This is a genomic window from Phytobacter sp., assembly GCF_059074235.1.
The window spans coordinates 1-25928 of the sequence record NZ_JCACPZ010000004.1 but is presented as its reverse complement, the minus strand read 5'-3'; the positions used below and the strand labels follow the sequence as shown (position 1 = coordinate 25928).

26 protein-coding genes are annotated in these 25928 nt (G+C 52.8%); 9 read left to right on the top strand and 17 right to left on the bottom strand.

The features are described from left to right. Positions 1–80: 80 nt before the first annotated feature. From anmK to tnpA, 5 genes are all read left to right on the top strand, one after another. A complete protein-coding gene (gene anmK / locus AC5JPW_RS03895; RefSeq protein WP_494238357.1) occupies positions 81–1205 on the top strand; it encodes an anhydro-N-acetylmuramic acid kinase in 1125 nt (374 codons plus the stop codon). Between the two features lie 95 nt (positions 1206–1300). Then, a complete protein-coding gene (mliC, locus tag AC5JPW_RS03890; RefSeq protein ID WP_494238356.1) occupies positions 1301–1624 on the top strand; it encodes a C-type lysozyme inhibitor in 324 nt (107 codons plus the stop codon). 57 nt (positions 1625–1681) lie between these two features. Beyond that, the gene (gene pdxH / locus AC5JPW_RS03885) at positions 1682–2338 is read left to right on the top strand and encodes a pyridoxamine 5'-phosphate oxidase (RefSeq protein ID WP_494241115.1); all 657 of its coding nucleotides are present in this window, start codon (positions 1682–1684) and stop codon (positions 2336–2338) included. A 124-nt stretch (positions 2339–2462) separates the two neighbouring features. After that, positions 2463–3737 (top strand): tyrosine--tRNA ligase, encoded by a 1275-nt coding sequence (tyrS, locus tag AC5JPW_RS03880; RefSeq protein WP_494238355.1) that lies wholly within the window; start codon positions 2463–2465, stop codon positions 3735–3737. A gap of 192 nt (positions 3738–3929) precedes the next feature. Further along, positions 3930–4388: an IS200/IS605 family transposase gene (tnpA, locus tag AC5JPW_RS03875; protein WP_494238354.1), complete on the top strand. Its 459-nt coding sequence runs from the start codon at positions 3930–3932 to the stop codon at positions 4386–4388. A gap of 118 nt (positions 4389–4506) precedes the next feature. Here tnpA and gstA read toward each other — a convergent pair whose 3' ends face one another. Continuing rightward, positions 4507–5109 (bottom strand): glutathione transferase GstA, encoded by a 603-nt coding sequence (gstA, locus tag AC5JPW_RS03870; protein ID WP_494238353.1) that lies wholly within the window; start codon positions 5107–5109, stop codon positions 4507–4509. Between the two features lie 108 nt (positions 5110–5217). Then, the gene (dtpA, locus tag AC5JPW_RS03865) at positions 5218–6723 is read right to left on the bottom strand and encodes a dipeptide/tripeptide permease DtpA (RefSeq protein ID WP_494238352.1); all 1506 of its coding nucleotides are present in this window, start codon (positions 6721–6723) and stop codon (positions 5218–5220) included. Positions 6724–7465: 742 nt separating this feature from the next. Here dtpA and AC5JPW_RS03860 point away from each other — a divergent pair. Further along, a complete protein-coding gene (locus AC5JPW_RS03860; RefSeq protein WP_494238351.1) occupies positions 7466–7897 on the top strand; it encodes a CopD family protein in 432 nt (143 codons plus the stop codon). A 12-nt stretch (positions 7898–7909) separates the two neighbouring features. Here AC5JPW_RS03860 and nth read toward each other — a convergent pair whose 3' ends face one another. The 10 genes from nth to blr all read right to left on the bottom strand — a co-directional run bounded on the left by nth (position 7910) and on the right by blr (position 15356). Continuing rightward, positions 7910–8545, bottom strand: a complete 636-nt coding sequence (gene nth / locus AC5JPW_RS03855) for an endonuclease III (protein ID WP_494238350.1) — start codon at positions 8543–8545, stop codon at positions 7910–7912. After that, on the bottom strand, positions 8545–9237 hold the full coding sequence (locus tag AC5JPW_RS03850) for an electron transport complex subunit E (protein ID WP_494238349.1): 693 nt from the start codon (positions 9235–9237) through the stop codon (positions 8545–8547). Before AC5JPW_RS03850 ends, nth begins: the two co-directional genes overlap by 1 nt. A 2-nt stretch (positions 9238–9239) precedes the next feature. Then, positions 9240–9860: an electron transport complex subunit RsxG gene (gene rsxG / locus AC5JPW_RS03845; protein ID WP_494238348.1), complete on the bottom strand. Its 621-nt coding sequence runs from the start codon at positions 9858–9860 to the stop codon at positions 9240–9242. Between the two features lie 9 nt (positions 9861–9869). After that, positions 9870–10922: an electron transport complex subunit RsxD gene (gene rsxD / locus AC5JPW_RS03840; RefSeq protein WP_494238347.1), complete on the bottom strand. Its 1053-nt coding sequence runs from the start codon at positions 10920–10922 to the stop codon at positions 9870–9872. Next, positions 10923–13019, bottom strand: a complete 2097-nt coding sequence (rsxC, locus tag AC5JPW_RS03835; RefSeq protein ID WP_494238346.1) for an electron transport complex subunit RsxC — start codon at positions 13017–13019, stop codon at positions 10923–10925. After that, positions 13012–13590, bottom strand: a complete 579-nt coding sequence (gene rsxB, locus AC5JPW_RS03830; RefSeq protein ID WP_494238345.1) for an electron transport complex subunit RsxB — start codon at positions 13588–13590, stop codon at positions 13012–13014. The genes rsxC and rsxB overlap by 8 nt, the downstream gene beginning before the upstream one ends. Continuing rightward, on the bottom strand, positions 13590–14171 hold the full coding sequence (gene rsxA, locus AC5JPW_RS03825) for an electron transport complex subunit RsxA (RefSeq protein ID WP_494238344.1): 582 nt from the start codon (positions 14169–14171) through the stop codon (positions 13590–13592). Before rsxA ends, rsxB begins: the two co-directional genes overlap by 1 nt. A 77-nt stretch (positions 14172–14248) precedes the next feature. Next, positions 14249–14686 (bottom strand): DUF2569 family protein, encoded by a 438-nt coding sequence (locus AC5JPW_RS03820; protein WP_494238343.1) that lies wholly within the window; start codon positions 14684–14686, stop codon positions 14249–14251. Between the two features lie 72 nt (positions 14687–14758). Beyond that, positions 14759–14974, bottom strand: coding sequence for a transcription modulator YdgT (gene ydgT, locus AC5JPW_RS03815; protein ID WP_494238342.1), 216 nt, complete (start codon positions 14972–14974; stop codon positions 14759–14761). Positions 14975–15218: 244 nt separating this feature from the next. Beyond that, on the bottom strand, positions 15219–15356 hold the full coding sequence (gene blr / locus AC5JPW_RS03810; RefSeq protein ID WP_494238341.1) for a division septum protein Blr: 138 nt from the start codon (positions 15354–15356) through the stop codon (positions 15219–15221). Positions 15357–15579: 223 nt separating this feature from the next. On the opposite strand from blr, the gene AC5JPW_RS03805 reads away from it, so the two are divergent. Next, on the top strand, positions 15580–16620 hold the full coding sequence (locus AC5JPW_RS03805; protein WP_494238340.1) for an oxidoreductase: 1041 nt from the start codon (positions 15580–15582) through the stop codon (positions 16618–16620). Positions 16621–16670: 50 nt separating this feature from the next. Here AC5JPW_RS03805 and add read toward each other — a convergent pair whose 3' ends face one another. From add to malX, 3 genes are all read right to left on the bottom strand, one after another. Then, positions 16671–17672: an adenosine deaminase gene (add, locus tag AC5JPW_RS03800; RefSeq protein WP_494238339.1), complete on the bottom strand. Its 1002-nt coding sequence runs from the start codon at positions 17670–17672 to the stop codon at positions 16671–16673. Positions 17673–17781: 109 nt separating this feature from the next. After that, entirely contained in the window at positions 17782–18954 is a 1173-nt protein-coding gene (locus AC5JPW_RS03795) for a MalY/PatB family protein (protein ID WP_494238338.1), read from the bottom strand. A gap of 48 nt (positions 18955–19002) precedes the next feature. Further along, on the bottom strand, positions 19003–20595 hold the full coding sequence (gene malX / locus AC5JPW_RS03790) for a maltose/glucose-specific PTS transporter subunit IIBC (protein WP_494238337.1): 1593 nt from the start codon (positions 20593–20595) through the stop codon (positions 19003–19005). 154 nt (positions 20596–20749) lie between these two features. Between malX and malI the strand changes: the two genes are divergently transcribed. Next, a complete protein-coding gene (gene malI / locus AC5JPW_RS03785) occupies positions 20750–21778 on the top strand; it encodes a Mal regulon transcriptional regulator MalI (RefSeq protein ID WP_494238336.1) in 1029 nt (342 codons plus the stop codon). Between the two features lie 35 nt (positions 21779–21813). Here malI and AC5JPW_RS03780 read toward each other — a convergent pair whose 3' ends face one another. Together AC5JPW_RS03780 and manA are read right to left on the bottom strand one after the other, a co-directional pair. Then, complete coding sequence (locus AC5JPW_RS03780) at positions 21814–23364, bottom strand: YdgA family protein (protein ID WP_494238335.1); 1551 nt, start codon at positions 23362–23364, stop codon at positions 21814–21816. A gap of 99 nt (positions 23365–23463) precedes the next feature. Then, a complete protein-coding gene (gene manA, locus AC5JPW_RS03775) occupies positions 23464–24642 on the bottom strand; it encodes a mannose-6-phosphate isomerase (protein ID WP_494238334.1) in 1179 nt (392 codons plus the stop codon). Between the two features lie 197 nt (positions 24643–24839). On the opposite strand from manA, the gene AC5JPW_RS03770 reads away from it, so the two are divergent. Then, on the top strand, positions 24840–25928 hold a 1089-nt coding region (locus AC5JPW_RS03770), incomplete at its 3' end, for a fumarate hydratase (RefSeq protein ID WP_494238333.1).

Sequence of the window (25928 nt, the reverse complement as noted above, 5' to 3'; positions counted from 1 at the left end):
AAAAGTATTTGTAATCGATAGTCATGAAAACCATTTTATGATGGAGTGATAACCCTCAGTTTCACAACGAAGGAAGGCGTATGAAATCGGGTCGCTATATTGGCGTGATGTCCGGGACGAGTCTTGATGGTGTGGATGTGGTGCTCGCGGCGATTGACGACAAGATGGTTGCGCAGCAAGCCAGCCTGACGTGGCCGATGCCCATCCCCCTGAAGCAGGCGATCCTTAACGTTTGTCAGGGGCAGCCGCTCACGTTATCGCAACTGGGACGCCTGGACAGCCAGTTAGGCAAACTCTTTGCTGACGCGGTGCAGGCGCTTATGTCACGGGAACATCTTACCGCGAAAGATATTGTGGCGATTGGCTGCCACGGCCAGACCGTCTGGCATGAGCCCGTCGGCGATGAGCCGCACACAATGCAAATTGGCGACAACAACCATATTGCCGCGCGCACGGGTGTCACCGTGGTGGGCGATTTTCGCCGTCGTGACATCGCACTTGGCGGGCAGGGGGCGCCTTTGGTCCCCGCTTTTCATCATGCTTTGCTCGCGCATCCCACAGAGCGCCGTATGGTGCTGAACGTTGGCGGCATCGCCAACATCTCTCTACTATTCCCTGATATGCCGGTGCGCGGCTATGATACCGGTCCTGGCAATATGTTGATGGATGCCTGGATCTGGCGACAGCTCGGCAAGCCTTATGATAAAGACGCACAGTGGGCGAGTGGGGGTAAAGTGATTTTGCCGCTGCTACAAAACATGCTGGGCGATCCCTATTTTGCGGCACCGGCACCCAAAAGTACGGGGCGTGAATATTTCAACTATGGCTGGCTTGAACGCCATCTTGCCCATTTTCCTGCTTTGGATCCTCGTGATGTAGAGACCACGTTGGTGGAGCTGACGGCGGTGACCATTTCTGAGCAGGTGCTGCTGAGCGGCGGTTGCGATCGTCTGCTGGTGTGCGGTGGTGGCAGCCGAAATCCATTGGTGATGGCGCGACTATCAGCATTGCTACCGGGTACAGAAGTTACTACGACGGATGAAGCGGGTATTAGCGGTGACGATATGGAAGCACTGGCCTTCGCCTGGCTTGCCTGGCGTACGCTGGCAGGGTTACCGGGAAATCTTCCGTCGGTGACTGGTGCATCACAGCCTACGGTTCTCGGGGCTATTTTCCCCGCCAATCCACGGCAGAATCAGAGTTAACTGACGTTCAGTCAGACGACGTAACGCTAGACTCCGGGGTTTAGGGAGGATGTTAATCGCATCCTCCAGGACCTGGACCGTCGTGGAATCACCTTATGAAAAAAATACTCATCGTTTGCCTGCCCGCACTGCTCGCCGGATGTAGCTATTACAACCAATTTGTCGAAAGAATGCATACCGACACCCTGGAATACCAGTGTGAGGAAAAACCGCTTAGTGTGAAGCTGAATAAAACCCGCCAGGAGGCGAGCTTTGTCTATGACGACAAATTGCTGACCCTGGCCCAGGGGCTTTCCGCTTCCGGTGCACGCTATACAGACGGTGTATACGTCTTCTGGTCAAAAGGAGACACCGCGACGGTCTACAAGCGCGACCGCATCGTACTGAACAACTGTCAGCTACAAAACCCGCAGCGTTGAGATTTTTGCAGGGGGGGCGCACAATAGCCCCACCTAATGACTCATTTTGCTAATGCCATGTCTGATAACGATCAATTGCAGCAAATCGCGCACCTGCGCCGTGAATACACCAAAGGCGGACTTCGCCGTAATGACCTGCCCGCTGAGCCTTTGCCACTGTTTGAACGTTGGCTGGGCCAGGCCTGTGAAGCCAAACTTGCCGACCCGACTGCGATGGTCGTTGCGACTGTCGATGAAACCGGGCAGCCTTACCAACGTATTGTGCTGCTGAAACATTATGATGAGCGCGGACTGGTGTTTTACACCAATCTGGGCAGCCGTAAAGCACATCAGATCGAGAAAAACCCGGCCATCAGCCTGCTCTTCCCATGGCATATGCTTGAGCGCCAGGTGATGGTCATTGGAAAGGCGGAACGCCTCTCGACGTTGGAGGTGGTGAAGTATTTCCACAGCCGCCCACGTGACAGCCAGATTGGTGCCTGGGTCTCCCAGCAATCCAGCCGCATTTCCGCCCGTGGTATCCTGGAAAGCAAGTTCCTTGAGCTTAAGCAAAAATTCCAGCAGGGCGAAGTGCCCCTGCCCAGCTTCTGGGGTGGTTTCCGCGTCAGTATTGAGCAAATGGAATTCTGGCAGGGCGGTGCTAACCGTCTGCACGATCGTTTTTTGTATCAACGCGAAAACGATACCTGGAAAATTGATCGCCTCGCACCCTAATCCCTAAAAAATGTTGAGTTAAGCGCTGGTGCTACTGCATCCGGCGCTTTATTCTATGTAGCTTTCGTAAATAGCGAAAAGTCGTGTACCGGCAGAGGTGCAGTCGTTTTAAATGGAGAATTTGATGGCAAGCAGTAACTTGATTAAACAATTGCAAGAGCGCGGGCTGGTAGCCCAGGTGACGGACGAAGAAGCGTTAGCAGAGCGACTGGCGCAAGGCCCGATCGCGCTCTATTGCGGCTTCGATCCCACCGCTGACAGCTTGCATTTGGGGCATCTTGTTCCTTTGTTATGCCTGAAACGCTTCCAGCAGGCAGGGCATAAACCTGTCGCACTGGTCGGCGGTGCAACGGGTCTGATTGGTGACCCAAGCTTTAAAGCCGCAGAGCGTAAACTGAACACCGAAGACACCGTGCAGGAGTGGGTGGACAAAATCCGCAAACAGGTTGCTCCGTTCCTCGACTTCGATTGTGGCGAAAATTCAGCGATTGCAGCCAACAACTACGACTGGTTTGGCGGCATGAATGTGCTGACCTTCCTGCGTGATATCGGCAAGCACTTCTCTGTAAACCAGATGATCAACAAAGAAGCGGTGAAGCAGCGTCTGAACCGTGACGATCAGGGGATCTCCTTCACCGAGTTTTCCTACAACCTGCTGCAGGGTTATGACTTCGCTTGCCTGAACAATCTGCACGGCGTTGCGCTTCAAATCGGCGGTTCCGATCAGTGGGGTAACATCACCTCCGGTATCGACCTGACCCGTCGTCTGCACCAGAACCAGGTCTTTGGTCTGACGGTTCCGTTGATTACCAAAGCTGACGGTACCAAATTTGGTAAAACGGAAGGTGGCGCAGTCTGGTTGGATCCGAAGAAAACCAGCCCGTACAAGTTCTATCAGTTCTGGATCAACACCGCCGATGCGGACGTTTATCGCTTCCTGAAATTCTTCACCTTCATGGACATTGCAGAAATTAATGCGCTGGAAGAAGAAGATAAAAACAGCGGTAAAGCACCGCGTGCGCAGTACGTGCTGGCTGAACTGGTTACCAAACTGGTGCACGGTGAAGAAGGTCTGGTGGCGGCAAAACGCATCACCGAAAGCCTGTTCAACGGAACCCTGAGCGATTTGAGCGAAGCGGACTTCGAACAACTGGCGCAGGATGGCGTGCCGATGATCGAAATGGAAAAAGGTGCGGACCTGATGCAGGCGCTGGTGGATTCCGAGCTGCAACCATCTCGTGGCCAGGCGCGTAAAACCATCGCATCAAACGCAGTGACCATTAACGGTGAGAAACAGGCTGATCCGGAATACTTCTTCGCGGACAGCGACCGTCTGTTTGGTCGTTACACGCTGTTGCGTCGTGGTAAGAAGAACTACTGCCTGATCTGCTGGAAATAAGCGGGCGGGAATGTAACAGAAGGGAGTGAGAAATCACTCCCTTTTTTTGTCTATAGAAAACCCCCAGCTAGGCTGGGGGTTCAGTAAAGCTTTCAGCTTTGAGCCGGATATAAAAACCCCTTTTGATTTGTTAAAACATCTTTGCGGTCTGGCAACTGCAAAAGTTAAACAAGAAATCAAAAGGGGGTCCCAATGGGGGACGAAAAGAGCTTAGCGCACACCCGATGGAACTGTAAATATCACATAGTCTTTGCGCCCAAATACCGCCGACAGGTGTTTTATGGGGAGAAACGCAGAGCAATAGGCGGCATATTAAGAAAGCTATGTGAATGGAAAAACGTCCATATTCTAGAAGCAGAATGCTGTACGGATCACATTCATATGCTTCTGGAAATCCCACCGAAGATGAGTGTGTCGGGGTTCATGGGGTATCTGAAAGGCAAAAGCAGTCTGATGCTTTATGAGCAGTTTGGGGATTTGAAATTCAAGTACAGAAACAGGGAGTTCTGGTGCCGTGGGTACTACGTAGACACGGTGGGTAAGAACACGGCAAAGATACAGGAATACATAAAGCACCAGCTTGAAGAGGATAAGATGGGGGAGCAGTTATCGATCCCTTATCCGGGCAGCCCGTTTACGGGCCGTAAGTAGCGAAGTCTGATGCAAATGTCAGATCGTATGCGCCTGTTAGGGCGCGGCTGGTAACAGAGCCTTATAGGCGCATTTGAAAAACCTCCGGCTATGCCGGAGGATATTTATTATGGCGACGTTAAATGCCTTCTGCCGCCATCGCTGCAGCTACCGCCGGACGGGCGGCTACACGCTGCATATAAGCAGCGATATTGCCCGCAGCAGGCATAGCCAGTTTCACCGCAACAGCCCAGCGCAGAACAGTGAACAGATAGCCATCGGCGATGGAGAAGTGTTGACCGTTGATCCACTGCTGGTTTGCCAGGGTATCGTCAACGTACTGCAGTTTTTTCTCCAGCAACGCACGGGCCGTTGGTTTGAAATCTTCCGGTGTGTCCGGGCGGAACAGCGGCGTAAAGCCTTTGTGCAGCTCAGTGGCAACGAAATTCAGCCATTCCAGCGTTTTGTAACGTTCCAGATCGCCAACCGGTGCCAACAGCTGGCTTTGCGGTGCGCTGTCTGCAACATATTGCATGATGGCTACGCCTTCGGTCAGCAGAGTGTCAGCGTCAATCTGCAGCGCCGGGATCTGTCCTTTCGGGTTGATAGCAAAAAAGTCATCACCGTTTTCCAGGCGCTTTTTCATCAAATCCACGCTTGCCAGTTCAATGTCTTTACCTGCTTCACGCAGCGCGATATGGGAAGCCAGTGAACAGGCACCTGGTTTATAAAACAGTTTCATTCTTCACTCCTGATGATTGAATTCGGGCATAGATTATTACCTGATGGCATAAAAAAAAAGCCGTTAACGAAAAGTTAACGGCTTTCTCTGACAGTACAGCACTAAACGTTATGCGGCTGCGGTTTCAGAGGCTTGCGCATCGTTGTCATCGCCCTGCGTCATACGGTTCAGCTTCGGTGCTGCGACGATCATCAGTACGGAGATAATCGCGGTAACAATACCGATCTGCAGGAACACGTGACCGTAGATTTCGAGAGACATCAGCGGGTCAGTCACGTTTTCCGGAATCGCCATCTGGTTCGCAACATAACCGGCGATGATGTTTGCACCGGCGGTGGTCAGGAACCAGCTACCCATGATGAAGCCCATCAGGCGCTGAGGAACCAGCTGAGCGACCATTGCCAGACCCAGGCCGGAGATCATCAGCTCACCAATACTTTGCAGGCCATAGCTTGCAACCAGCCAGTTAACGGAAACGATACCTGCATCAGAGGCGAATTTGGTACCCAGCGGCAGCACCAGGAAGGCTGCAGAGCACAGTACCATACCGATAGCGAATTTATGCGGCATCGGCAGGGTGTCACCCATCTTGTTATAGATAGCCGCCAGAATCGGGCTACCAATGATGATCCAGAACGGGTTCAGCGCCTGGAACTGCTCTGGCTCAAAGGTAAGGCCCAGCAGGGTATGCTCAACGTTACGAATGGCGAAGAAGTTCAGAGAGGTCGGCATCTGGCTGTAGAGTACGAAGAAAACGATAGCCTGCAGCATCAAAATGAAGGCCACGATCATCTTACGGCGTGCTGCACCCTGCAGAGCAAACGTCTCTTTAGCAAAGATACAGATGATGCACAACGCAACCACGCCCAGAACCATACGCGCAATACCCTGGTTATGCAGCAGCCAGGTCGCAATCGTCACCAGAATCACCACACCCACGATGGTGGCCAGCAGGTAGCCGATGCGTACGGGTTCGAAGTCAGGTTTGGAACCGTAGTTTTTGACCCAGCGTTTGCAGAAGGCGAAGTTCACGATAGTGATCAACAGGCCGACCACGCTCAGTGCAAAGGCCACGCTCCAGCCGAATTGTGCGGCCAGCCACGGTGTTGCCAGCATAGAGAAGAATGAACCGACGTTAACGGACATATAGTACATGGTGAATGCACCGTCCAGGCGTGGATCATCTTTGGCATAGCATTTTGACAGCAGGGAAGAGGGGTTGGCTTTAAACAGGCCGTTACCCACAGCAATGGCCGCCATGCCCATATAGACAATACCCGCATCATGACCGGACCAGGCAACCAGCGCATAACCGACGGCCAGCACGATTGCGCCCAGCATAATGACACGTTTGGTACCCAGTACTTTGTCACCTAACCAGCCGCCAATGGCAACGAGGCCATACACCAGCGCGCTAAAGGAGGAGAACAGGGTAATAGAATCTGACTCAGACATGCCCAGCTGTTTAACCAGATAGACCGCCATGATCCCTTGCAGACCGTAAAAGCCGAAACGCTCCCACAATTCAATGGAGAAGATCAGATAAAACGCTTTTGGTTGTTTGAAAGCGTTCAGACTCACGCTTTCTGTTGGTTTATTGTTTGCAGTAGACACAAATACCTCTTTTTTTACATCCCATATTAACGGGGTGACTCGATACGCGATTCCCAGTATTTATCGCGCTTATAATTATTGCGGGAGGGAAAACGGCGGGTAATGTTCACTATCCTGGGGTTTGAGGCAAGAGCTTTGTAATGATCTGTTACATTTATCTTAAGCGATATTATAATCGGTGTCGGCAAATGTTATTCAGCGTTAAATTTTGCATCAGTGGTTATTGCAGTTTTTTTCACTATCCATGATGGGGTGGTGGTGATAATTGGTGATATATTCTGCTGTTTTGCTTGAAGTGCAGTTAATCAGACCAATATGATTTAATTTTTCGGTTGTATGTGTTGGTTTTTGCCATATTAAAAGTCGTGACGCGCAAACGATAACGTAGGAAGAAGCAAGAAATTAACACATTATTAGCAATGTGATAATAATCACGCGGTGGTAGAATTTTTTTGGCATAAAAAAACTATGTACCATAGTGAATGCTCATAAGTGGCTTTTATCGCGAGGATTGAGTTGCTGGATGGAATAAATAACGTCAAAAGAAAGGCATTTCAGTGTTGGGGGGGTAAGGCCAGGATTTTTCTCCACTTTTACTGTAAGGTTTGAACAACGACGTTCGCGTCGAGTCTGCCGCAGATCAATGTTTTTGCGGATTTTTTTGTTTGCATGTCTGTAGTCGATGACAGTCTCATTCGACACTGTCAGACTTTATCTCTCTCATTTTTTCGGAGTTTGCCCCATGAATTTACACCCATGGCTAAATGCTGTGCACATCATTGCGGCCATTATCTGGATCGGCGGAATTCTGGTGATGGCGGTGACGGCCGGATGGTGTAACCATCTACAGAGTCAAAAAGCACCGTTACCCATCGCTATGCTGGAATTTGTGCGTCAGTGGAGCCGTAAGGTCACTTCGCCCGCAATGGTCCTGCTCTGGCTGATGGGGATTGCGATGGTGGTTCTGCACGGCCAGATGCCGCACCTCTGGCTGGTACTCAAAATCCTGGTGGTTGTGGGGCTTTCCGGGATCCACGGCGTACTGACCGGCACGCTACGCCGCCTGGCCGCGGGCACAAGCACCCGTATTTCGGGGATGGTCTCTCAGGCCACTGCTGTGGTCGTGGTGGCAGTGGCGATGATGATTCTGCTCGCTATCATCAGGCCGTTCTGAAAGACAGCGAATTCAGAGCTCTGTCTTGCTCTCGAATTCGCATAAATCTTCGATAATGCAGGAGCCGCAGCGGGGTTTGCGCGCAATACACGTATAGCGGCCGTGCAGAATCAGCCAGTGGTGGCAATCGACCTTAAATTCCGCGGGAACCACGCTGAGCAGCTTGTCTTCAACCTGTTCAACATTTTTACCCGGTGCGAAATGGGTGCGATTACAGACCCGAAAGATATGCGTATCTACAGCAATGGTTGGCCAGCCAAAAGCGGTATTAAGCACCACGTTGGCCGTCTTGCGTCCGACGCCGGGCAGGGCCTCCAGCGCGACTCTGTCTTCCGGGACTTCACCCGCGTGTTTTTCAAGCAGGATACGGCAGGTCTTGATGACGTTTTCTGCTTTGGTGTTAAACAGGCCGATAGTTTTAATGTAACCCTTCACGCCGTCGACACCGAGGTCCAGCATCGCCTGCGGGGTGTTGGCAACCGGGTAGAGCAGGGCAGTTGCCTTGTTGACACTCACATCCGTCGCTTGTGCAGAGAGCAATACGGCAATCAGCAGTTCAAAAGGTGAGTTGAAGTTCAGTTCCGTCGTGGGATGCGGATTGTTGTCCCGCAGGCGGGTGAGAATTTCCCGCCGTTTGACTTTATTCATCAGGCCTTCCCGGGCACAGTTTGCGCTGTTTCGTTTGCCACTACCGCGGCGCGGCGTTTTTTCGAACGTTCGTCGATCAGATACTTAATCGCCAGCAGCATGCCAAGACCAATGAATGCACCCGGTGGCAGCATGGCCAGCAGGAAAGAAGAGTCAGTATGGAACACTTCGACACGCAGCACTTTCGCCCACCCACCGAGCAGACTATCGGCACCGTCAAACAGCGTACCGTTACCGAGGATTTCGCGAATGGAGCCCAGCGTAAACATGGTGCAGGTTGCTCCCATACCGATGGAGAAGCCATCCAGCGCGGATAACCCAGGTCCTTTTTTAGCCGCAAAGGCTTCGGCGCGCCCAACAACAATACAGTTGGTGACGATGAGCGGGATAAAAATCCCCAGTGACTGGTACAACCCATAGGCATAGGCGTTGATCAGCATCTGCACGATACTTACCACCGAGGCGATGATCATCACGTAAATCGGGATTCGGATCTCTGACGGTGTCCAGCGGCGCACCAGTGAAATGGTCAGGTTGGTCAGCGTCAGCACCAGCGTGGTCGCCAGCCCCAGCCCCAGGGCGTTGGTGGCGGTGGAGGTGACGGCGAGAAGTGGACACATGCCCAGCAACTGAACCAGTGCAGAGTTATTTTTCCACAACCCCTGGACGATAATCTCTTTAATTTCGCTCATGGTTACTCCCCACAGGTTTGCAAACTGGAAAGCTGGGCCGGTAGCGTTTGGGCATAAAGGCCTGCTCGCTTAACAGCATTGACCACTGCACGTGGTGTGATGGTCGCGCCGGTAAACTGATCAAAATCACCGCCGTCTTTCTTCACCGCCCAGTGTGTATCGTTGGCACCGTCGATTTTCTTACCTGCAAAGCGGGTGATCCAGTCGGAAATGCGCAGCTCAATTTTGTCACCCAGGCCTGGTGTTTCATGGTGTTCGGTGACTCGCGTACCCAACACGGTACCCTTAAAATCGGCACCGACCAGCAACTGAATTACACCGGAATACCCATCAGGGGCCGTTGCTTCAATGACCGCACCAATCGGGGTATCGTCCTGACGGGCGATATAGATTTTGTGTTGACCTTTACCCAGCTCAGGCGCATTCACCAGATAACAGCTGTTCTGCAACGCATTATTATAGCTGTCAGCGGGCAATACCTGACTGAAGAGCGCTTTTTGCTGCATGACAGCCTGATCGGCAATGGTGGATTTGGTCAACTGGTTAATGGCCGCAGTCATGCCGGTTGAAGCCGCCGCGAACAGCGTCAACGTCATGCCATATTTGCGCATGGTATCTAGCATAGCGACTCCTTAACGATGGCCGTACACACGTGGGCGTGTGAAGTAATCAATCAAAGGCACGGTAATGTTTGCCAGTAATACGGCGAACGCCACGCCATCCGGATAACCGCCAAAACTGCGGATAAGCCAGACCAGCAATCCCGCCAGTGCACCGAAAATCAGGCGACCTTTATTGGTCGTTGAAGCGGTAACCGGATCGGTCAGAATAAAGAAGGCGCCCAGCATTGTGGCACCAGAGAGCAGGTGCAGTTGCGGTGAGGCGAGGCTTTCTGGTGAGAAAATCCAGCCGAGAGACGAGCAAACTGCCAGCGAGATCAGGAAGCTGAGCGGGATGTGCCAACGAATGGTCTTTTTCGCCAACAGGAATACACCGCCGAGCAGGTAACCTGCGTTGACCCACTGCCAACCCGCACCGGCCAGAACACCGCTGTAGATTGGGTAGTTAAGAATATCACTGACGCTATGACCGGCGTGCAGAGAGGTTTTGAAGGTATCCAGCGGTGTGGCCTGGCTGATGCCATCAATACCCATACGCAGGCTGTCCATCGTATGGCCCGTTGCCGCATGCCCGGTGAAAATGATCTGCACGGCATCCATCAGGCCCGGCACCGTTTTGGCAATTTCAAACGGCGGCAGCCAGCTTGTCATCTGGACAGGGAAGGAGATCAGCAGCACCACATAGCCAATCATTGCCGGGTTAAAAGGATTATGTCCTAAACCGCCGTAAAGCTGCTTAGCGATAATCACGGCAAAGACGGTGCCTAAAACGACCATCCACCAGGGGGCGAACGGCGGAATACTGATAGCCAACAATAACCCGGTCAGCAGGGCGGCATTGTCTGCAAGGATTGCCTTCACATTTTGCTTACGCAGGTGCAGTACCAGCGCTTCAGCAGCGAGTGCGGTGGCGATAGCGATGATGATTTGGACCAGCGTTCCCCAGCCGAAAAACCACAGTTGAGCCGCGATACCCGGTAGGGTCGCGAGCACAACCAGCATCATGATGCGCGATGTCTGACGCTGGTTATGGGTATAAGGGGAGCTTGCGATTCTGAAAACCATTTAATCCTCGTTAACAGCTTGCTGTGCGGCTTTTTTTGCCTGAACCCGAGCGATAGCTGCCGCTACTGCCGCTTTTCGGGGATCGTCATTAGCAGCCTCTGCCGGGGCGGACTGCTGTTGTAATTTTCTGGCTTTCGCACGGGCGATGGCCGCTTCAACCGCGGCTTTGCGCGGATCAACCGGTTCTGCAGCTACTGGCTCAGCGACCGGTGCCGGGGCTTCGGTTACGCCCTGCTGCTGCAATTTTCTGGCTTTCGCACGGGCAATGGCGGCTTCAACGGCGGCCTTGCGCGGATCAACCGGTTCTACAGCCACCGGTTCAACGACCGGTGACGGGGTTTGCGTTTCGCCGGATTGCTGCTGTTTTCTGGCTTTCGCACGGGCAATGGCGGCTTCGACCGCAGCTTTGCGCGGATCAACTGGCTCAGTGGCAACAGTATCAGTCTCAACAACCTGTTCCGCCTGCAGTGCTTTTTCAGCCTGACGGGCTCGCGCCTGGGCCTTACGTGCTTCACGTGCGGCAATCACATCACTGTTGTCCGGCGTACTGCCCGCCTGGACGACGAGTGTTTGTGCTGCCGTTGCGTGTTTTTCTCGCACCCGGGCCAGAGCAGCATCAATTGCCTTCTGATCTTTGGCGGCGGGTTGCACTGCGGCCTGTTTATGGCGTTCAGCACGGGCGGTTTTTTCTCGCTCAAGGCGAGCCTGGCGTGCTTCAAAGCGGGCTTTCGCTTCGGCGTTACGTTTCTCTTCCTCCACAATGGCATAGATTTCCGCCTTCTCCTGGCGGAAATACTGGACCAGCGGAATACTGCTCGGGCAGACCCAGGCACAGGCACCACATTCGATACAATCTGCCAGATTGTGCGCGGTGGCTTTGTCGTGCTGTTGTCCCTTACTGAACCAGTAAAGCTGCTGCGGAAGCAGGTCCGCCGGACAGGCATCGGCACAGGCGCTGCAACGAATGCAGCCTTGCTCTTCTGACTGCTCACCCATTTCACCGGCGGAAGGGGCGAGCAGGCAGTTGGTGATTTTGACCACCGGGACATCAAGCCACGGCAGCGTGAAGCCCATCAGCGGACCACCCATGATGACCAGCTGTTCTGCTGATGAGCAAAAACCGGCATTGTCCAGCAAATGACGCACCGGCGTTCCCAGTCGCGCCCAGACGTTGCCGGGCTGGCTGACGCTTTCACCGGTCAGCGTCACTACGCGCTCGGTGAGTGGCTCACCATCAATAATGGCGCGTTTTATTGCATAAGCCGTACCGACGTTTTGCATCAGAACGCCAATATCTGACGAGCGACCACCGTGCGGAACCTGTTTGCCGGTCAGGATCTGCGTGAGCTGTTTTGCTCCACCGGACGGATATTTGGTCGGGATAACGCGCAACTGAATGTCATGTGAGTTTGCCAGCACCGCACGCAGCATAGAGATTGCCTGAGGTTTATTATCCTCAATGCCAATCAATACCTGGCGCGGTTGCAGGATGTGCATCAGGATGCGCACACCTTCAATGATTTGTGCTGCGCAATCCTGCATCAGGCGATCGTCTGCGGTGATGTAAGGTTCACACTCTGCGGCATTGATGATCAATGTCTCAATGAGATCGCCGCCACCTTTAAGCTTCGCACCGGTCGGGAAGCCTGCGCCGCCTAATCCGGCGACGCCAAACTGATGGATTCGTTCAATCAGCGCCGCACGCTCACGGGTGCGATAATCGCTCCAGCCATCACGTTCAATCCAACGGTCTTCCCCGTCGGCATCAATGATAACGCTCAGCTCCGGCAGGGCAGAAGGGTGTGCGGTGGAGTGGGGGGCCATCGCCGCAATGATGCCTGAAGTTGGCGCGTGAACGGGCAACATACGCCCGCGACCGCGTGTCAATTGCTGACCGCGCAGGACACGATCGCCCACGCTGACGCACAACTCGCCTTCAGCACCGATGTGCTGTTTCAGGGGAATAACAAAACGCGTCGCCAGGGGTAACTGACGAAGAGGCGTATGATTCGACTGCGTTTTCATCTCAGGCGGATGAATTCCACCGTGAAAATCCCACAGTTTGTCTTTACGAAAAGCGGAGAATAACTTAAGCATGTTGTTCCACGGGAATAATACGCACCGGAATCGTGTGCAGGTCCCATTTCCAGCTGGCCGTGGTCGTTTCAACCGGACGCAATTCAATACATTTCGTCGGGCACGGATCCACACAGAGATTACAGCCTGTACACAGGTCGCTCATGACCGTATGCATGGCGCGCGTCGCGCCAACAATGGCATCGACCGGACAGGCCTGAATACATTTTGTGCAGCCAATACAGTTTGCTTCATCAATAATGGCGAGCATACGCACGGGTTCCAGTGCGACCTCGTCACCATCGATGGGTTGTGGCTCCACATTCAACATTTCGGCGATTTTTAGCATTACCGCTTCGCCACCAGGTGCACAGCGGTTAATTTTCTCCCCCTGAAGGCCAACGGCTTCAGCATAGGGACGACAGCCAGGGTAGCCACACTGGCCACACTGACTTTGCGGAAGTAAATCGTCAATTTTTTCGACAACCGGATCGTCCGCAACGGCGAAACGGCGTGACGCATAGCCAAGAATGACGCCAAACAGCAGCCCAAGTACGCTCAGGGCAACAATGGCAATCCAGATTGCATTCATTACAACTTCACCAGACCACTAAAGCCCATAAAGGCCAGAGACATCAGACCGGCGGTAATCAGCGCAATAGCGTTACCGCGAAACGGTGCGGGCACATCGGCGACGACAAGGCGTTCACGAATGGCGGCAAACAGCACCATGACTAATGAGAATCCAACGGAGGCGGAAAAACCGTACAGCGCGGATTGCAGGAAATTATGCCCAAGATTGATATTGAGCAGTGGCACACCGAGCACCGCACAGTTGGTGGTGATCAGTGGCAGGAAAATACCCAGCAGGCGATAAAGCGCCGGGCTGGTTTTACGTACCACCATTTCGGTGAACTGCACCACAACGGCAATAACCAGAATAAAGGCCAGGGTGCGCAGATAAACCAAATCCAGCGGGATAAGCAACCAAGTGTCGATTATCCAGGCACAAATTGAGGCCAGCGTGATCACGAAGGTGGTTGCCAGCCCCATACCCATAGCGGCTTCCAGCTTTTTGGACACCCCCATAAACGGGCATAAGCCAAGAAACTTCACGAGCACGAAATTGTTGACCAGAACGGTTCCGATAAAGAGCAGCAGATAGTCTGTCATTAGATGGCCTGAAATAAAAAAAGCCGCCTATTATCCGTCAAACGACAGCAGGCGACAACTGAATAACTGTAAGGTTATTACGGGTTCACAAACGTCTGTTTTACGCGCTCAGAACGTTTAAAATAGGGCACGATCAGCGCTGTGGCAGCCAGTGCAAAAAGTAGATCGCGAACCGCTATCGCGTCGGAGACTGGCAAGAAAGCAAAAGACTTCAGTGCCAGGAGTAGCGTGATAAGCAGCCAGATAATCATCTGTTTTAAGACGCTGCGGCGGCGTTTGAAAAAAGCCACCACCAGCCACAGCGTGTAACACCAGACTGCGGACGCAAAGGCGAATGAAATAAACCAAATCAACAAATTTGCCACTGGGACTGCGCCAATAGCCGCCACAAATTGCGGGAATTGCAACCGGATGGCAAACACTAAACTGATTGATTGGCCGAGTAACGAAACCAGCAACCAGGCCAGAGGGGCAAGTAGCCAGCCTCCAATTCTCTCTGCGTGTATCGTTGTCATACTTTTTCCTCGTAGCCCAAAACGGTTTTCCGGCCAGGAGTATAAAGCATTATGTATCGAATGCTACTGATGCTATTGAACGTAATGCCAGACGGACTTGGGTACGCAGCCAATATCGAAAAGACGGCCGCCCGACACCAGTTCGGCACGACGGTGATCGGCGGCGCGATACATGTTAATGATTTCTTCGTTGTCTGTCAGAGTGTAGTTGAGGTGATCGAACAGTTTTTCCAGACTTTCAAGTGAACTGATTTTGCGAAATTTTAATAAATAGTCCTGAACGGTCATGTTAAGCGTTATCCATATAATAGAAAGACAATAAAACATTCGCGGGTATTTCGGTCGAATAATAAACGGGTTTATCAGGGCACCCTTGTCACTGTGTGCACTGCCGCCATTAATTAAGAATTTTCTTTAAAGGTAACATCGGACACCAGAACGGCATCTGGTGATGAAGATTAGCGCTCTTCGTAACGCCTGGCAATACGCAACGGGTTGCTATATTTAAATGGGCAGGCGTTACCGTCGCGCTTTATTTTTTCTGCGTGATGATACTCTGCTCTGGTGGCTGGTAATTATCAATATGACTGGCGAAGACTAAAAGAACGGTCGAAACCCCCAGCACAACCCAGCCCATTAATTCGATAATACGATTGAAAATCGAGACCATACGTTCACAACTCCCTGGTACTACTTCCTTATTAACCGTGGGATGTTACCCATGAGAAAGCATAACGACAAGATACTGCATCTGTTTTTCAGCAATTTTCATAACTGAAGGTTAGTGCATGAGAATATTCCTGGACGTCCGGTTATGTTTACAGGCTAAACAGACGTTGTGACGGAATGATGGATGGTGTGAAATAGATTTTCCACTGATAAGAGGCTGCTATATGAGTGACAATATCCGTGTTGGATTAATAGGCTATGGTTATGCCAGCAAAACCTTCCATGCGCCGCTTATTGCGGGCACGGCAGGAATGGAATTGGCAGCCATTTCCAGTAGTGATGCGTCAAAAGTGAAGGCGGACTGGCCGGGTGTGCCGGTTGTCTCTGAGCCGAAGCACTTATTTAACGATCCCAAAATTGATCTGATTGTTATCCCAACGCCGAATGATACCCATTTCCCACTGGCGAAAGCTGCGCTGGAGGCCGGCAAGCATGTGGTGGTCGATAAACCTTTCACCGTTACGCTTTCACAGGCGAGAGAGCTGGATGCACTTGCAAAAAGCCTCGGGCGCGTATTGTCGGTTTTCCATAATCGCCGTTGGGACAGCGATTTCCTTACCCTCAAAGGTATTTTTGCAGACGGCGCGTTAGGCGAAGTCACCTATTTTGAGTCGCACTTTGACCGCTATCGTCCTGAGATCCGCAATCGCTGGCGCGAACAGGCCGGCCCTGGCAGCGGTATCTGGTACGATCTGGCTCCGCATTTGCTCGACCAGGCCGTTGACCTTTTTGGTTTGCCGGTATCCCTGACTGTTGATTTAGCACAATTGCGCCCCGGGGCGCAGGCGACGGACTACTTCCACGCCGTGCTCTCTTATCCGCAGCGTCGGGTCGTGTTGCATGGCACAATGCTGGCGGCGGCGGAATCCGCACGCTATATCGTCCACGGTACGAGAGGGAGTTTCGTGAAATTTGGTCTCGATCCGCAAGAAGAACGACTGAAAAGCGGTGCCAGGCTGCCTCAGGAAGACTGGGGATACGATATGCGCGATGGTGTGCTGACCCGCGTTGAAGGCGAAGAGCGCGTAGAAGAGACCTGGCTGACAGTGCCGGGCAACTATCCAGCTTACTATGCGGGTATCCGCGATGCGCTTAATGGCGTGGGTGAGAACCCTGTCCCGGCGAGCCAGGCGATTAAAATAATGGAATTAATTGAACTGGGTATCGAATCCGCGAAGCACCGTGCGACGCTGAGTCTGACCTGATAAAAACGCCGCTCATTCGAGCGGCGTCTCTTTGATTGTGTTAACCACATTTATCCGCGCAAGACTTTTGCCTTAAGTGCCTGTTTCTCACTTGCGCTCAAAAATGCAATCTCCAGACCGTTGATTTGCGCCTGGCGAATCTGTTCAGGGCTCAAGCCCGCAGCCGGGGCCGCAATAGTGTATTCGTGGCCAATATCCACGCCCTGAACTGCCGGATCATCTGTATTAATGGATGCAAGCACGCCTTGTTCCAGGAACGCTTTCAGCGGATGGCGCGACAGTGACGCCACGGTACTGGTCTGAATATTGGATGTCAGGCAAGATTCAATGCCAATACGCTGTTCGGCGAGAAACGCCACCAGTGCCGGATCGTCAATGGCTTTCACCCCATGCCCGATACGTTCTGCGCCCAGCTCACGAATGGCCTGCCAGATACTCTCCGGGCCCGCTGCTTCACCCGCATGAACGGTAATGTGCCAGCCTGCATCACGGGCACGGTTAAAGTGTGGCAGGAACAGACTGCCCGGGAAGCCCAGTTCGTCACCTGCAAGATCAAGGGCCGTGATGCCGTCACGATGAGCCAGGAGGGCTCCCAGTTCCTGCTGACAAGCCGCTTCGCCAAATGTGCGGCTCATAATGCCAATCAGACGCGCTTCCACGCCAAAGGCTTTGCTGCCTTCGCGTACGCCGGCAATAACGGCTTCTACCACACCCGTGACAGGCAGGTTGTGGGTCATCGCCATGTAGCCAGGAGAGAATCGCAGCTCAACGTAATGCAGGCCGTTACGTGCAGCGTCTTCCATGTTTTCAAAAGCGACCCGGCGACAGGCGTCAAGAGAAGCCAGCACCTTTACACCCCAGTTCAGTTTAGACAGGAAGCTCACCAAATCCGGCTCATTAGCGGAGACCTGAACGTGCGGCAATAAGGTTTCGAGCGTGTTTGCAGGAAGGGTGAGATTGAACTCACGGCCAAGATCGAGGATGGTTTGTGCCCGAATGTTGCCGTCCAGGTGGCGATGAATATCGGTTAAAGGCAGGTTGTTATCAATCATGGTCGCACTCTTGTTTTAGGTAAAGTGCTGTCCATTATAAAAAGAAACCAGTATAAAAAGCCATGTTGCATGTTGCGCAAAAATAATGTTGTTTGCGCAACATGATTGCTTAGCGAATGGCGTTTATTCCGGCAATCAGTCGTGCTACGCCTTGTTCGAGTTTTGCGCGTGGGCAGCCAGCATTCAGACGGATGAAGTGCTGAAAATCGGCACCGTATGTTGAACCGGGCATTATGGCGACCTTTTGCCGGTGAATCAGTTTCTGCTGAAGAGCTTTGTCATCAATGCCCAGCGCAGAGAGATCGATCCAGGCAAGATAGGTGGATTCAGGCACTTGCCAGGCCAGCCGTGGAAAGGCGCGATTGAGTTCATCGGCAATAAAGCGCAGATTCTCACGCAAGTAGCCTCGAAGCGCGTCTAGCCAGGGGGCACCGTCCTGGTAGGCGGCAATGTGTGCGACTAAAGCAAGGACAGCAGGTGAGGAGAGACCGTCTCTGTTTTTCAGGGCAGAAAGATAACCGCTTCGGGAAGGCTCATCAGCAATAAAACCGTAGGCACCTGTCAGTGCCGGAATATTGAAACTCTTGGACGCCGAGGTAAACAGCGCCCACGGACTAAGAGCCACCTGCTGCCAGGGAATATGCGGATGCGAGCTCCATACCATATCCATATGAATTTCGTCGCTGATCACCTTCACGCCATAGCGTTCGCATAATGCCGCCATCTCGCTGAGTTCGTCGTGCGTCCAGACTTTACCCGTGGGGTTGTGCGGGCTGCACAGCAGCAGGATCTTATTCTCCGGTCGTGCCAGTGCTGACTCGAGTTCGGCCATATCGCACCGCCAGCCCGTTTCTGTCTGTTGCAGTGCGACTGATACAAGCTGGCGCTGATTTTCGGCAATCGTCTTATAAAACGCATCATAGGCCGGAGTATGCACCACCACCCCATCGCCGGGTTGTGACCACTGGCGGATCATCTCAGCGACCATGTAGATAACTGAAGGGCCATAAACCAATGTGCCGAAGTCAGTTTGCGTGTTAAAGCGGCTGGCAAACCAGTGGCTAACTGCGCCACCGAATTCTTCATTTTGCCAGCGGCTGTAGCCAAGCACACCATGTTGAAGTCGCGTCTGCATCGCAGAAAGTACGCAAGGCGCGGTGGCAAAGTCCATGTCGGATATGGTGAAAGGGAGCAGATCCGCCTCACCAAAACGATCGGCCACATAATCCCATTGTGTGCACCAGGTTCCATGACGATCGACCGTCTGTGAAAAATCAAACATTCCTCTTTCCTTCTGACAAACGCCCCCACCAACGTGAGGGCGGCAGGACTAAGCGTGTACGGAGTTCATTAACTCGGTCATCTCATCTTTGACGGACTGGACCTGAGGCCCGATCACCACCTGCAGGTTATGCTGGTTAATCTGGATAATCCCGATTGCCCGGTTGGCTTTCAGTGCTTCATTGTCTACCAGAGACATATCTTTAACCGACAGACGTAAACGGGTAATGCAGTTATCCAGGCTGGTGATATTCTCGCTACCGCCGAGTGCGGCAAGAATGGCCGGCACGTTGTAACCCGATTTACCGGTTGCGCCTTTGATGGCTTTATCAATGTTGCTGGTGCTTTCAGTCTCGCGCCCTGGCGTTTTGATATTGAAACGCAGGATGGCAAAACGGAAGATCGCATAGTAGGTCACAAACCAGATAGCTGCGACGACAGGCACCAGATACCACTTAGTTGCCAGACCATGCAGGATACCGAAGACCACAAAATCAATGACGTTGCCGTCAGTGTTACCAATGGTCACACCCAGAACGGCCATCACGGTGAAGCCCAGACCGGTCAATAGCGCATGAATGCCGTACAGGACCGGAGCAACAAAGAGGAACAGGAATTCCAGCGGTTCAGTGGTTCCGCCGACCACGCAGGCAATCACGCCGGAGATCAGCAGCCCTTTAATTTTGTGACGGTTTTCCGGTTTGGCGCAATGGTACATCGCCAGCGCAGCACCCGGTAAACCCCCGAGGAAGGCCGGCATTTTTCCCTGAGACAAGAAGCGGGTCGCGCTCTCAGAGAAGCTCTGCGTGGTCGGACAGCTAAGCTGCGCCTGAAAAATGGTTAGCGCACCACTCACACTATGCCCGCAGACGTCCATCGTCCCGCCTGCTTCCGTGAAACGAATAATCGCGACCAGAATGTGCTGCAGACCGAAGGGCAGTAGCAAACGCTCGCCGGTACCAAAAATCATCGGACCATAATTCCCTGCGCCATTGATCATCTGACCCAGCCCGGTGATCCCCATAGCGAAATACGGCCACACCAACGGGATAATTAACCCCACCAGCCCCATCACCACACTGGTAATAATCGGTACGAAGCGGGTGCCGCCAAAAAATGCCAGCGCATCGGGCAGGCGGATAGTGTTAAAACGCTCGTGCAGATTCCAGATAATAATCCCGGCGATGACGGCACCCAAAATCCCGGTGTCAATGGACTGGATCCCGAGGACATTCTGGATGTTATTCGCTTTCAGGATAGCGGCATCGGTGGTGGGCAGAATGCCTTTGGCGGTCAGCCAGAAGTTAACGGCCAGGTTCATTACGGCATAGCCTACAAACCCAGCGAAGGCTGCAACGCCTTTATTCTCTCTCGCGAGGCCTAAAGGAATAGCTATACAGAACATCACTGGCAGGAAGCTAAAGGCAAAAGATCCGACTTTGCCCATCCAGATAAAAATGGCCTGAAGAACAGGATTACCCAGTGCCGGAATCAGCGTAATCACACTCTGGCTGCTCAATGAGCTGCCGATACCCAGCATGATCCCGCAGAAAGAGAGCAGTGCGACCGGCAACATAAATGTTTTTCCTAACTGCTGAAAAAACTCCCAAAGCGAAATTTTTTGCCTTTTCTTACCGGACATGCGTGCTCCTGATTTTTATGGTGAGGGTGAATGCAGCAGAAAGATAAAACGTTTTACCTAATTTTAGTGCGAAATAAATCACATAATTTAACCTTCCTATGGTTTATAACTATCACCATTGATAAATCGTTTTATCTGGTATTAATCCCTCTCTATGTCGATAGCAAAAAAGATCACCATCAACGATGTGGCGCTGGCCGCCGGTGTGTCCGTTACGACGGTATCGCTGGTACTCAGTGGCAAAGGACGCATTTCCGCCCAGACCGGGCAGCGCGTGCATGAAGCAATTGAAGAATTGGGATTTGTACGCAATCGCCAGGCATCCGCGCTGCGCGGTGGGCAGACAGGGGTCGTGGGGCTGATTGTCTGCGATCTTGCGCAAACTTTTTATGCCGAGGCTACCTCCGGGCTCAGCGAAGCGCTGGAAAGCGAAGGCCGAATGGTCTTTCTTCTCCATGGTGGTCGTAACGGCGAGCACATGCTGGCTCGTCTGAACACCTTGCTCGCACAGGGTGTGGATGGCGTGATCGTCGCGGGTGTACCCGGAGAGCAGGGGGCGGCGTTACGTGCCCGGGCTCAGGAAGCGGGCGTTCCGTTGATTTTTGCCTCACGCGCGAATTCCCCCGATGACAATGACACCGTTCGCCCCGATAACACCCTGGCGGCTCAACGGGTGACCGAACATCTTATTCAGCAAGGACATCAGCGTATTGCCTGGCTGGGTGGAGAGAGCTCATCACTGATCAGAGCGGAGCGTGTGGGCGGATACTGCGCCTCGTTACTGAAATACGGCCTGCCGTTTCATAGCGACTGGGTGGTGGAGTGTGATGCCAGCCAGAAACAGGCAGCAGAGGCCGTCCAGCTGTTGCTTAGCCATAATCCGACTATTGATGCCATTGTGTGTTTCAACGGGCCGACGGCGGTGGGGGCCTGGTTTGGTCTAACGCGCGCGGGACGACAAGCGGGATCAGGTCTGGATCGTTATTTTGAACAGCAGGTATCTCTGGCGGCTTTCGCCGATGCATGGGAACAAGGGCAATATGATATTCCGGTGACCTGGGCGACATTCTCAGGCAAAGAGATGGGATATCTGCTGGCTGAGCGGATTTTACAACGCGTCGAAGAGCCGGAACGTACATTGCATCATCTGGTGCTGTCTCCCGGCCTTGTGGTAAACGCATAAAAAACCCCTCCGAAGAGGGGCTTATGCTTTCATGATTACTGTTGCGGTACAGCTGGTGGCGCAGGCTCTGCCGGGTCGGCAGGCTCTTCCGGTTCATCCGCACCTGGCGCGCCCAGTGAAGGCAAACCAAACATACCGACAAACTCTTCCAGCGGCATCTTCTCGCCGTTCAGCGTAACCTGCCCGTTGGCGTACTGCAGGCTGGTGCCAATGGTGTTGTTTTCCATGGTTGTAATGCGGAACATCTGGCCCATTGCCGCTAAACCTTTAACCTGCTGGTTTGCCAGTTTTTCGGCTTCGGCTTGCTGGTAACCTTCAAGCTTCGCCACCTGTGTCATCAGCTCAACGGCCATATCCATTGGGATAGTCAGTTTGCTGTCCAGGGATTTCACATTGCGATCCACTTCCTGTGCCAGAGTTTGCGCAGGGGTTGTGGTTTTAGTTGGATCCTTGAGGAACAACGACAAGTTGAAAGCGCTCTCACCTTTGGCGTTTTTCCAGCTCAACGGTGCAACTGTAATGACCGGTTCGCCTTTCAGCAGCAACGGTACGGCATTAAAGAACGCTTCTGCTGCTTTTTGCTGGTAGAGCACCGGGTCTTTCATCACGTCTGGCTGCGCCATCAGCGCCTGAGACTGGGCGTTATACTGTTGGCTAAATTGATGCCAGGACTCGCCATCAATCTGGCCCACTTTCAGGGTCAGTTTACCGCTGCCCATGTCCTGGCCCTGAACTTTCAGGCTACCAATCGCGTAATCAATCTGGCTGTCGATATTTTTCTTGTCGGTCGAGACCTCGGATTTTGCATTCAGGTTCATGCCTTCCAGCACGGCCATCTCTTTGTTCTCAACCGCGATCGCCAGTTTATCCAGCATCAGTTTTTGGTTGCCCACGCGCTCATTAAAGCTGGAAAGTTCGGTGGTCCCTTCTGTTTTCAGGTTGTTGAAAGAGAGCTGAACATGCTGGTTGTATTCATTGACGGCATCAACCAGTGCGCTCTGTGCCTGGCCGCTTAAGGTCACCACATTGCCATCTTTGTCAGCGCTGAGACGGAACTCACCGCCACTGAAGGCCACTTTCTCACCCTCTTTTTCAGAGTTCAATGGGCGCAATGAAATGTCGCTGCGAGAATCGCCGCCGTAGCCAATGCGCGTTTCAACCACAAAAGGTGATTCACCTTTAGCGATATCAAACAGCGGTTTCGTGACATCGTTGTTCACCAGCGTTGAATGCACGGAGGCCATCGACGGGATCAGACTGAATGACTTCAGTTGCGCCAGTGGGAAAGGGCCGTGATCGACCGTTTCATGCAGAACAATGCTTTGCCCTGGTTTCAGCCACGGATTATCTTTACCTTCAACCGGTTTGATGACCAGTTCCAGCTGGCTGGAGAACAGACCACGGTGATAATTTTGTGAGGAGACCACCACACTTGCTTCAGGTGCAACACGGGCAATCTGGCTATTGGCTTCTGTCACCATCTCGGCGAGACGGCCTTCAAGTTGTTTCCCTGTATACCAGGAGCCCCCGGTCCAGACCACACCCAAAGCAATCACAACGCCTGCAGCAACCAGCGATTTTTTCATTCGATTTATCCCTAAAAATAAAACCAGGCGGGACAACCCGCCTGGATAGACGAAAAGGCTGAATAAATCTTAGCAACCCTTGTTAAAAAGTTCAGTAACTTAGTTCAGCTTATTATAGACCCGTGCCACACGACCCACACCACTTACGGTTATCGGTGATTCATTGGCGCTGACAAAAGCGGATTCGCCAGGCTTGAGCACCAGGCGGGTTTCGCCTTTGCTCAGTACGGCTTCACCCTCTACGCAGAAAATAATGGCTGCGCTTTGCTGCGCCAGTTCCGCCGGGTGGGTGCTGAGATCATGCAGGGAAAAAGCAAAATCCTCGACCGGAATGGGGAAGTCCAGCGTTGTGCCGTTTTTAACTGGCTGAGTCAGTAATTCATCCGCAGGTTTGGGCGTGAATTTCACGTTAGCTACCAGTTCCGGGATATCAATGTATTTAGGCGTCAGACCGGCGCGCAGCACGTTATCGGAGTTGGCCATTACCTCCAGTGCCACGCCTTTCAGGTACGCATGTGGGGTTTCGGCAAACAGGAACATGGCCTCGCCCGGGTTGAGTTTCACCACGTTCAGTAACAGAGGTGAGAACAGGCCGCTGTCATCCGGGTAGAACTCAGAGATGACGCGGATGGTTTCCCAGGGTTCACCCTGCTGGTTGTTCAGGGCGGCCTTCAGAACGGCAAGGGCACGGGATTTCTCATCACCCTGCATATTGAGCAGGGCGGCAAACAACTGGCTCAGTCGTTCCGCCCCCGGTTCCTGCAGAAAATGGGCGATGGACGTATGTGCACCGGCCACTGGTTGCAGCAGGGAAACAATTTCAGTAAAGGGGCGGAAAGCGTTCATCGCGAGGAAGGGGGTGAGGGCGAAGACCAGCTCAGGCTTATGGTTCGGGTCTTTGTAATTGCGCTCGGCGGCGTCCAGAGGGATTCCCGCCTCATTCTCTTTTGCAAAGCCAATCTCGGAGTTTTGTTTGTTCGGGTGGACCTGAATGGAGAGTGGCTGGTCGGCACAGAGGACTTTAAACAGGAACGGTAGCTCGCCAAAACGCCCGGCGACCGCCGCACCCAGCAGGGCGGTTTTGTCCTTTTCAATCACCTGGCGCAGTGACTGCGGCTGGCCTGCGGCATCCTGCACCTTTGAGCTGCTCTTCGGGTGTGCGCCCATCCACAATTCCGCCATCGGCAGATTGTCAGGGTTATGGATACCGTAGAGTTCCGTTAACGCAGTTTTACTTCCCCAGGCATAGTTTTGCACTGAGTTGATGAGTTTTTGCATTATCCCGCCCTTAATCATGTTCAACGTAAGTGCGGGTATTAAAGCAATAAACCCGCTTGAAGTAATCAACGCATGTAAAAAGTCGTACTAGTCTCAGTTTTTGTTAAATAATTGTGTAGGATATGCGGACTCGCTTTTTTGTGGCAGATGGATGTCCTGCCGAATAATAACCAGATCGTGCAGTAAGTGAGAGAACAATGTCGACTAAAGCCTTTACTTATCAAGATCCTTTTCCGCTGAAAAAGGACGATACCGAATATTATTTACTCAGTAGTGATTATGTTTCCGTGGCAGAGTTTGATGGTCAGGAGATCCTCAAAGTTGACCCGAAAGCGCTGACATTACTGACCCAGCATGCCTTCCATGATGCCTCATTTCTCCTGCGACCCGCCCATCAGCAGCAGGTCGCCGATATCCTGAGTGACCCGGATGCCAGCGAAAACGACAAATATGTCGCCCTGCAGTTTCTGCGAAACTCTGAGATAGCCGCAAAAGGTATTCTGCCCACCTGCCAGGACACTGGCACGGCGATCATTATGGGTAAGAAAGGGCAACGCGTCTGGACGGGCGGGGGCGATGAAGCTGCGCTCTCGCAGGGTGTTTACAATACCTATATCGAAGATAACCTGCGCTATTCGCAAAACGCGGCGCTGGATATGTACAAAGAGGTCAATACCGGTACCAACCTGCCGGCGCAGATCGACCTGTACAGCGTGGACGGCGATGAGTACAAATTCCTCTGCATTGCCAAAGGCGGCGGATCGGCAAATAAAACCTATCTCTATCAGGAGACCAAGGCGCTGCTGAGCCCCGGTAAACTGAAAAGTTACCTGGTGGATAAGATGCGCACCCTCGGTACCGCGGCTTGTCCGCCATACCACATTGCCTTTGTGATTGGTGGTACCAGCGCTGAAGCGACCCTAAAAACCGTGAAGCTTGCTTCAACTAAGTACTACGACGGTTTACCGACAGAGGGGAATGAACACGGTCAGGCCTTCCGCGACGTACAGCTTGAAAATGAACTGCTACTTGAAGCCCAGCAGTTGGGGCTCGGGGCACAATTCGGTGGCAAATATTTCGCTCACGATATACGTGTAGTGCGCTTACCGCGCCACGGTGCATCCTGCCCGGTCGGCATGGGGGTATCCTGTTCAGCAGACCGCAATATCAAAGGCAAAATTAACCGTGAAGGTATCTGGCTGGAAAAGCTGGAGCAAAATCCCGGTAAATTTATCCCCGAATCACTGCGTGCAGCAGGTGAGGGTGAAGCCATCAAGGTTAACCTC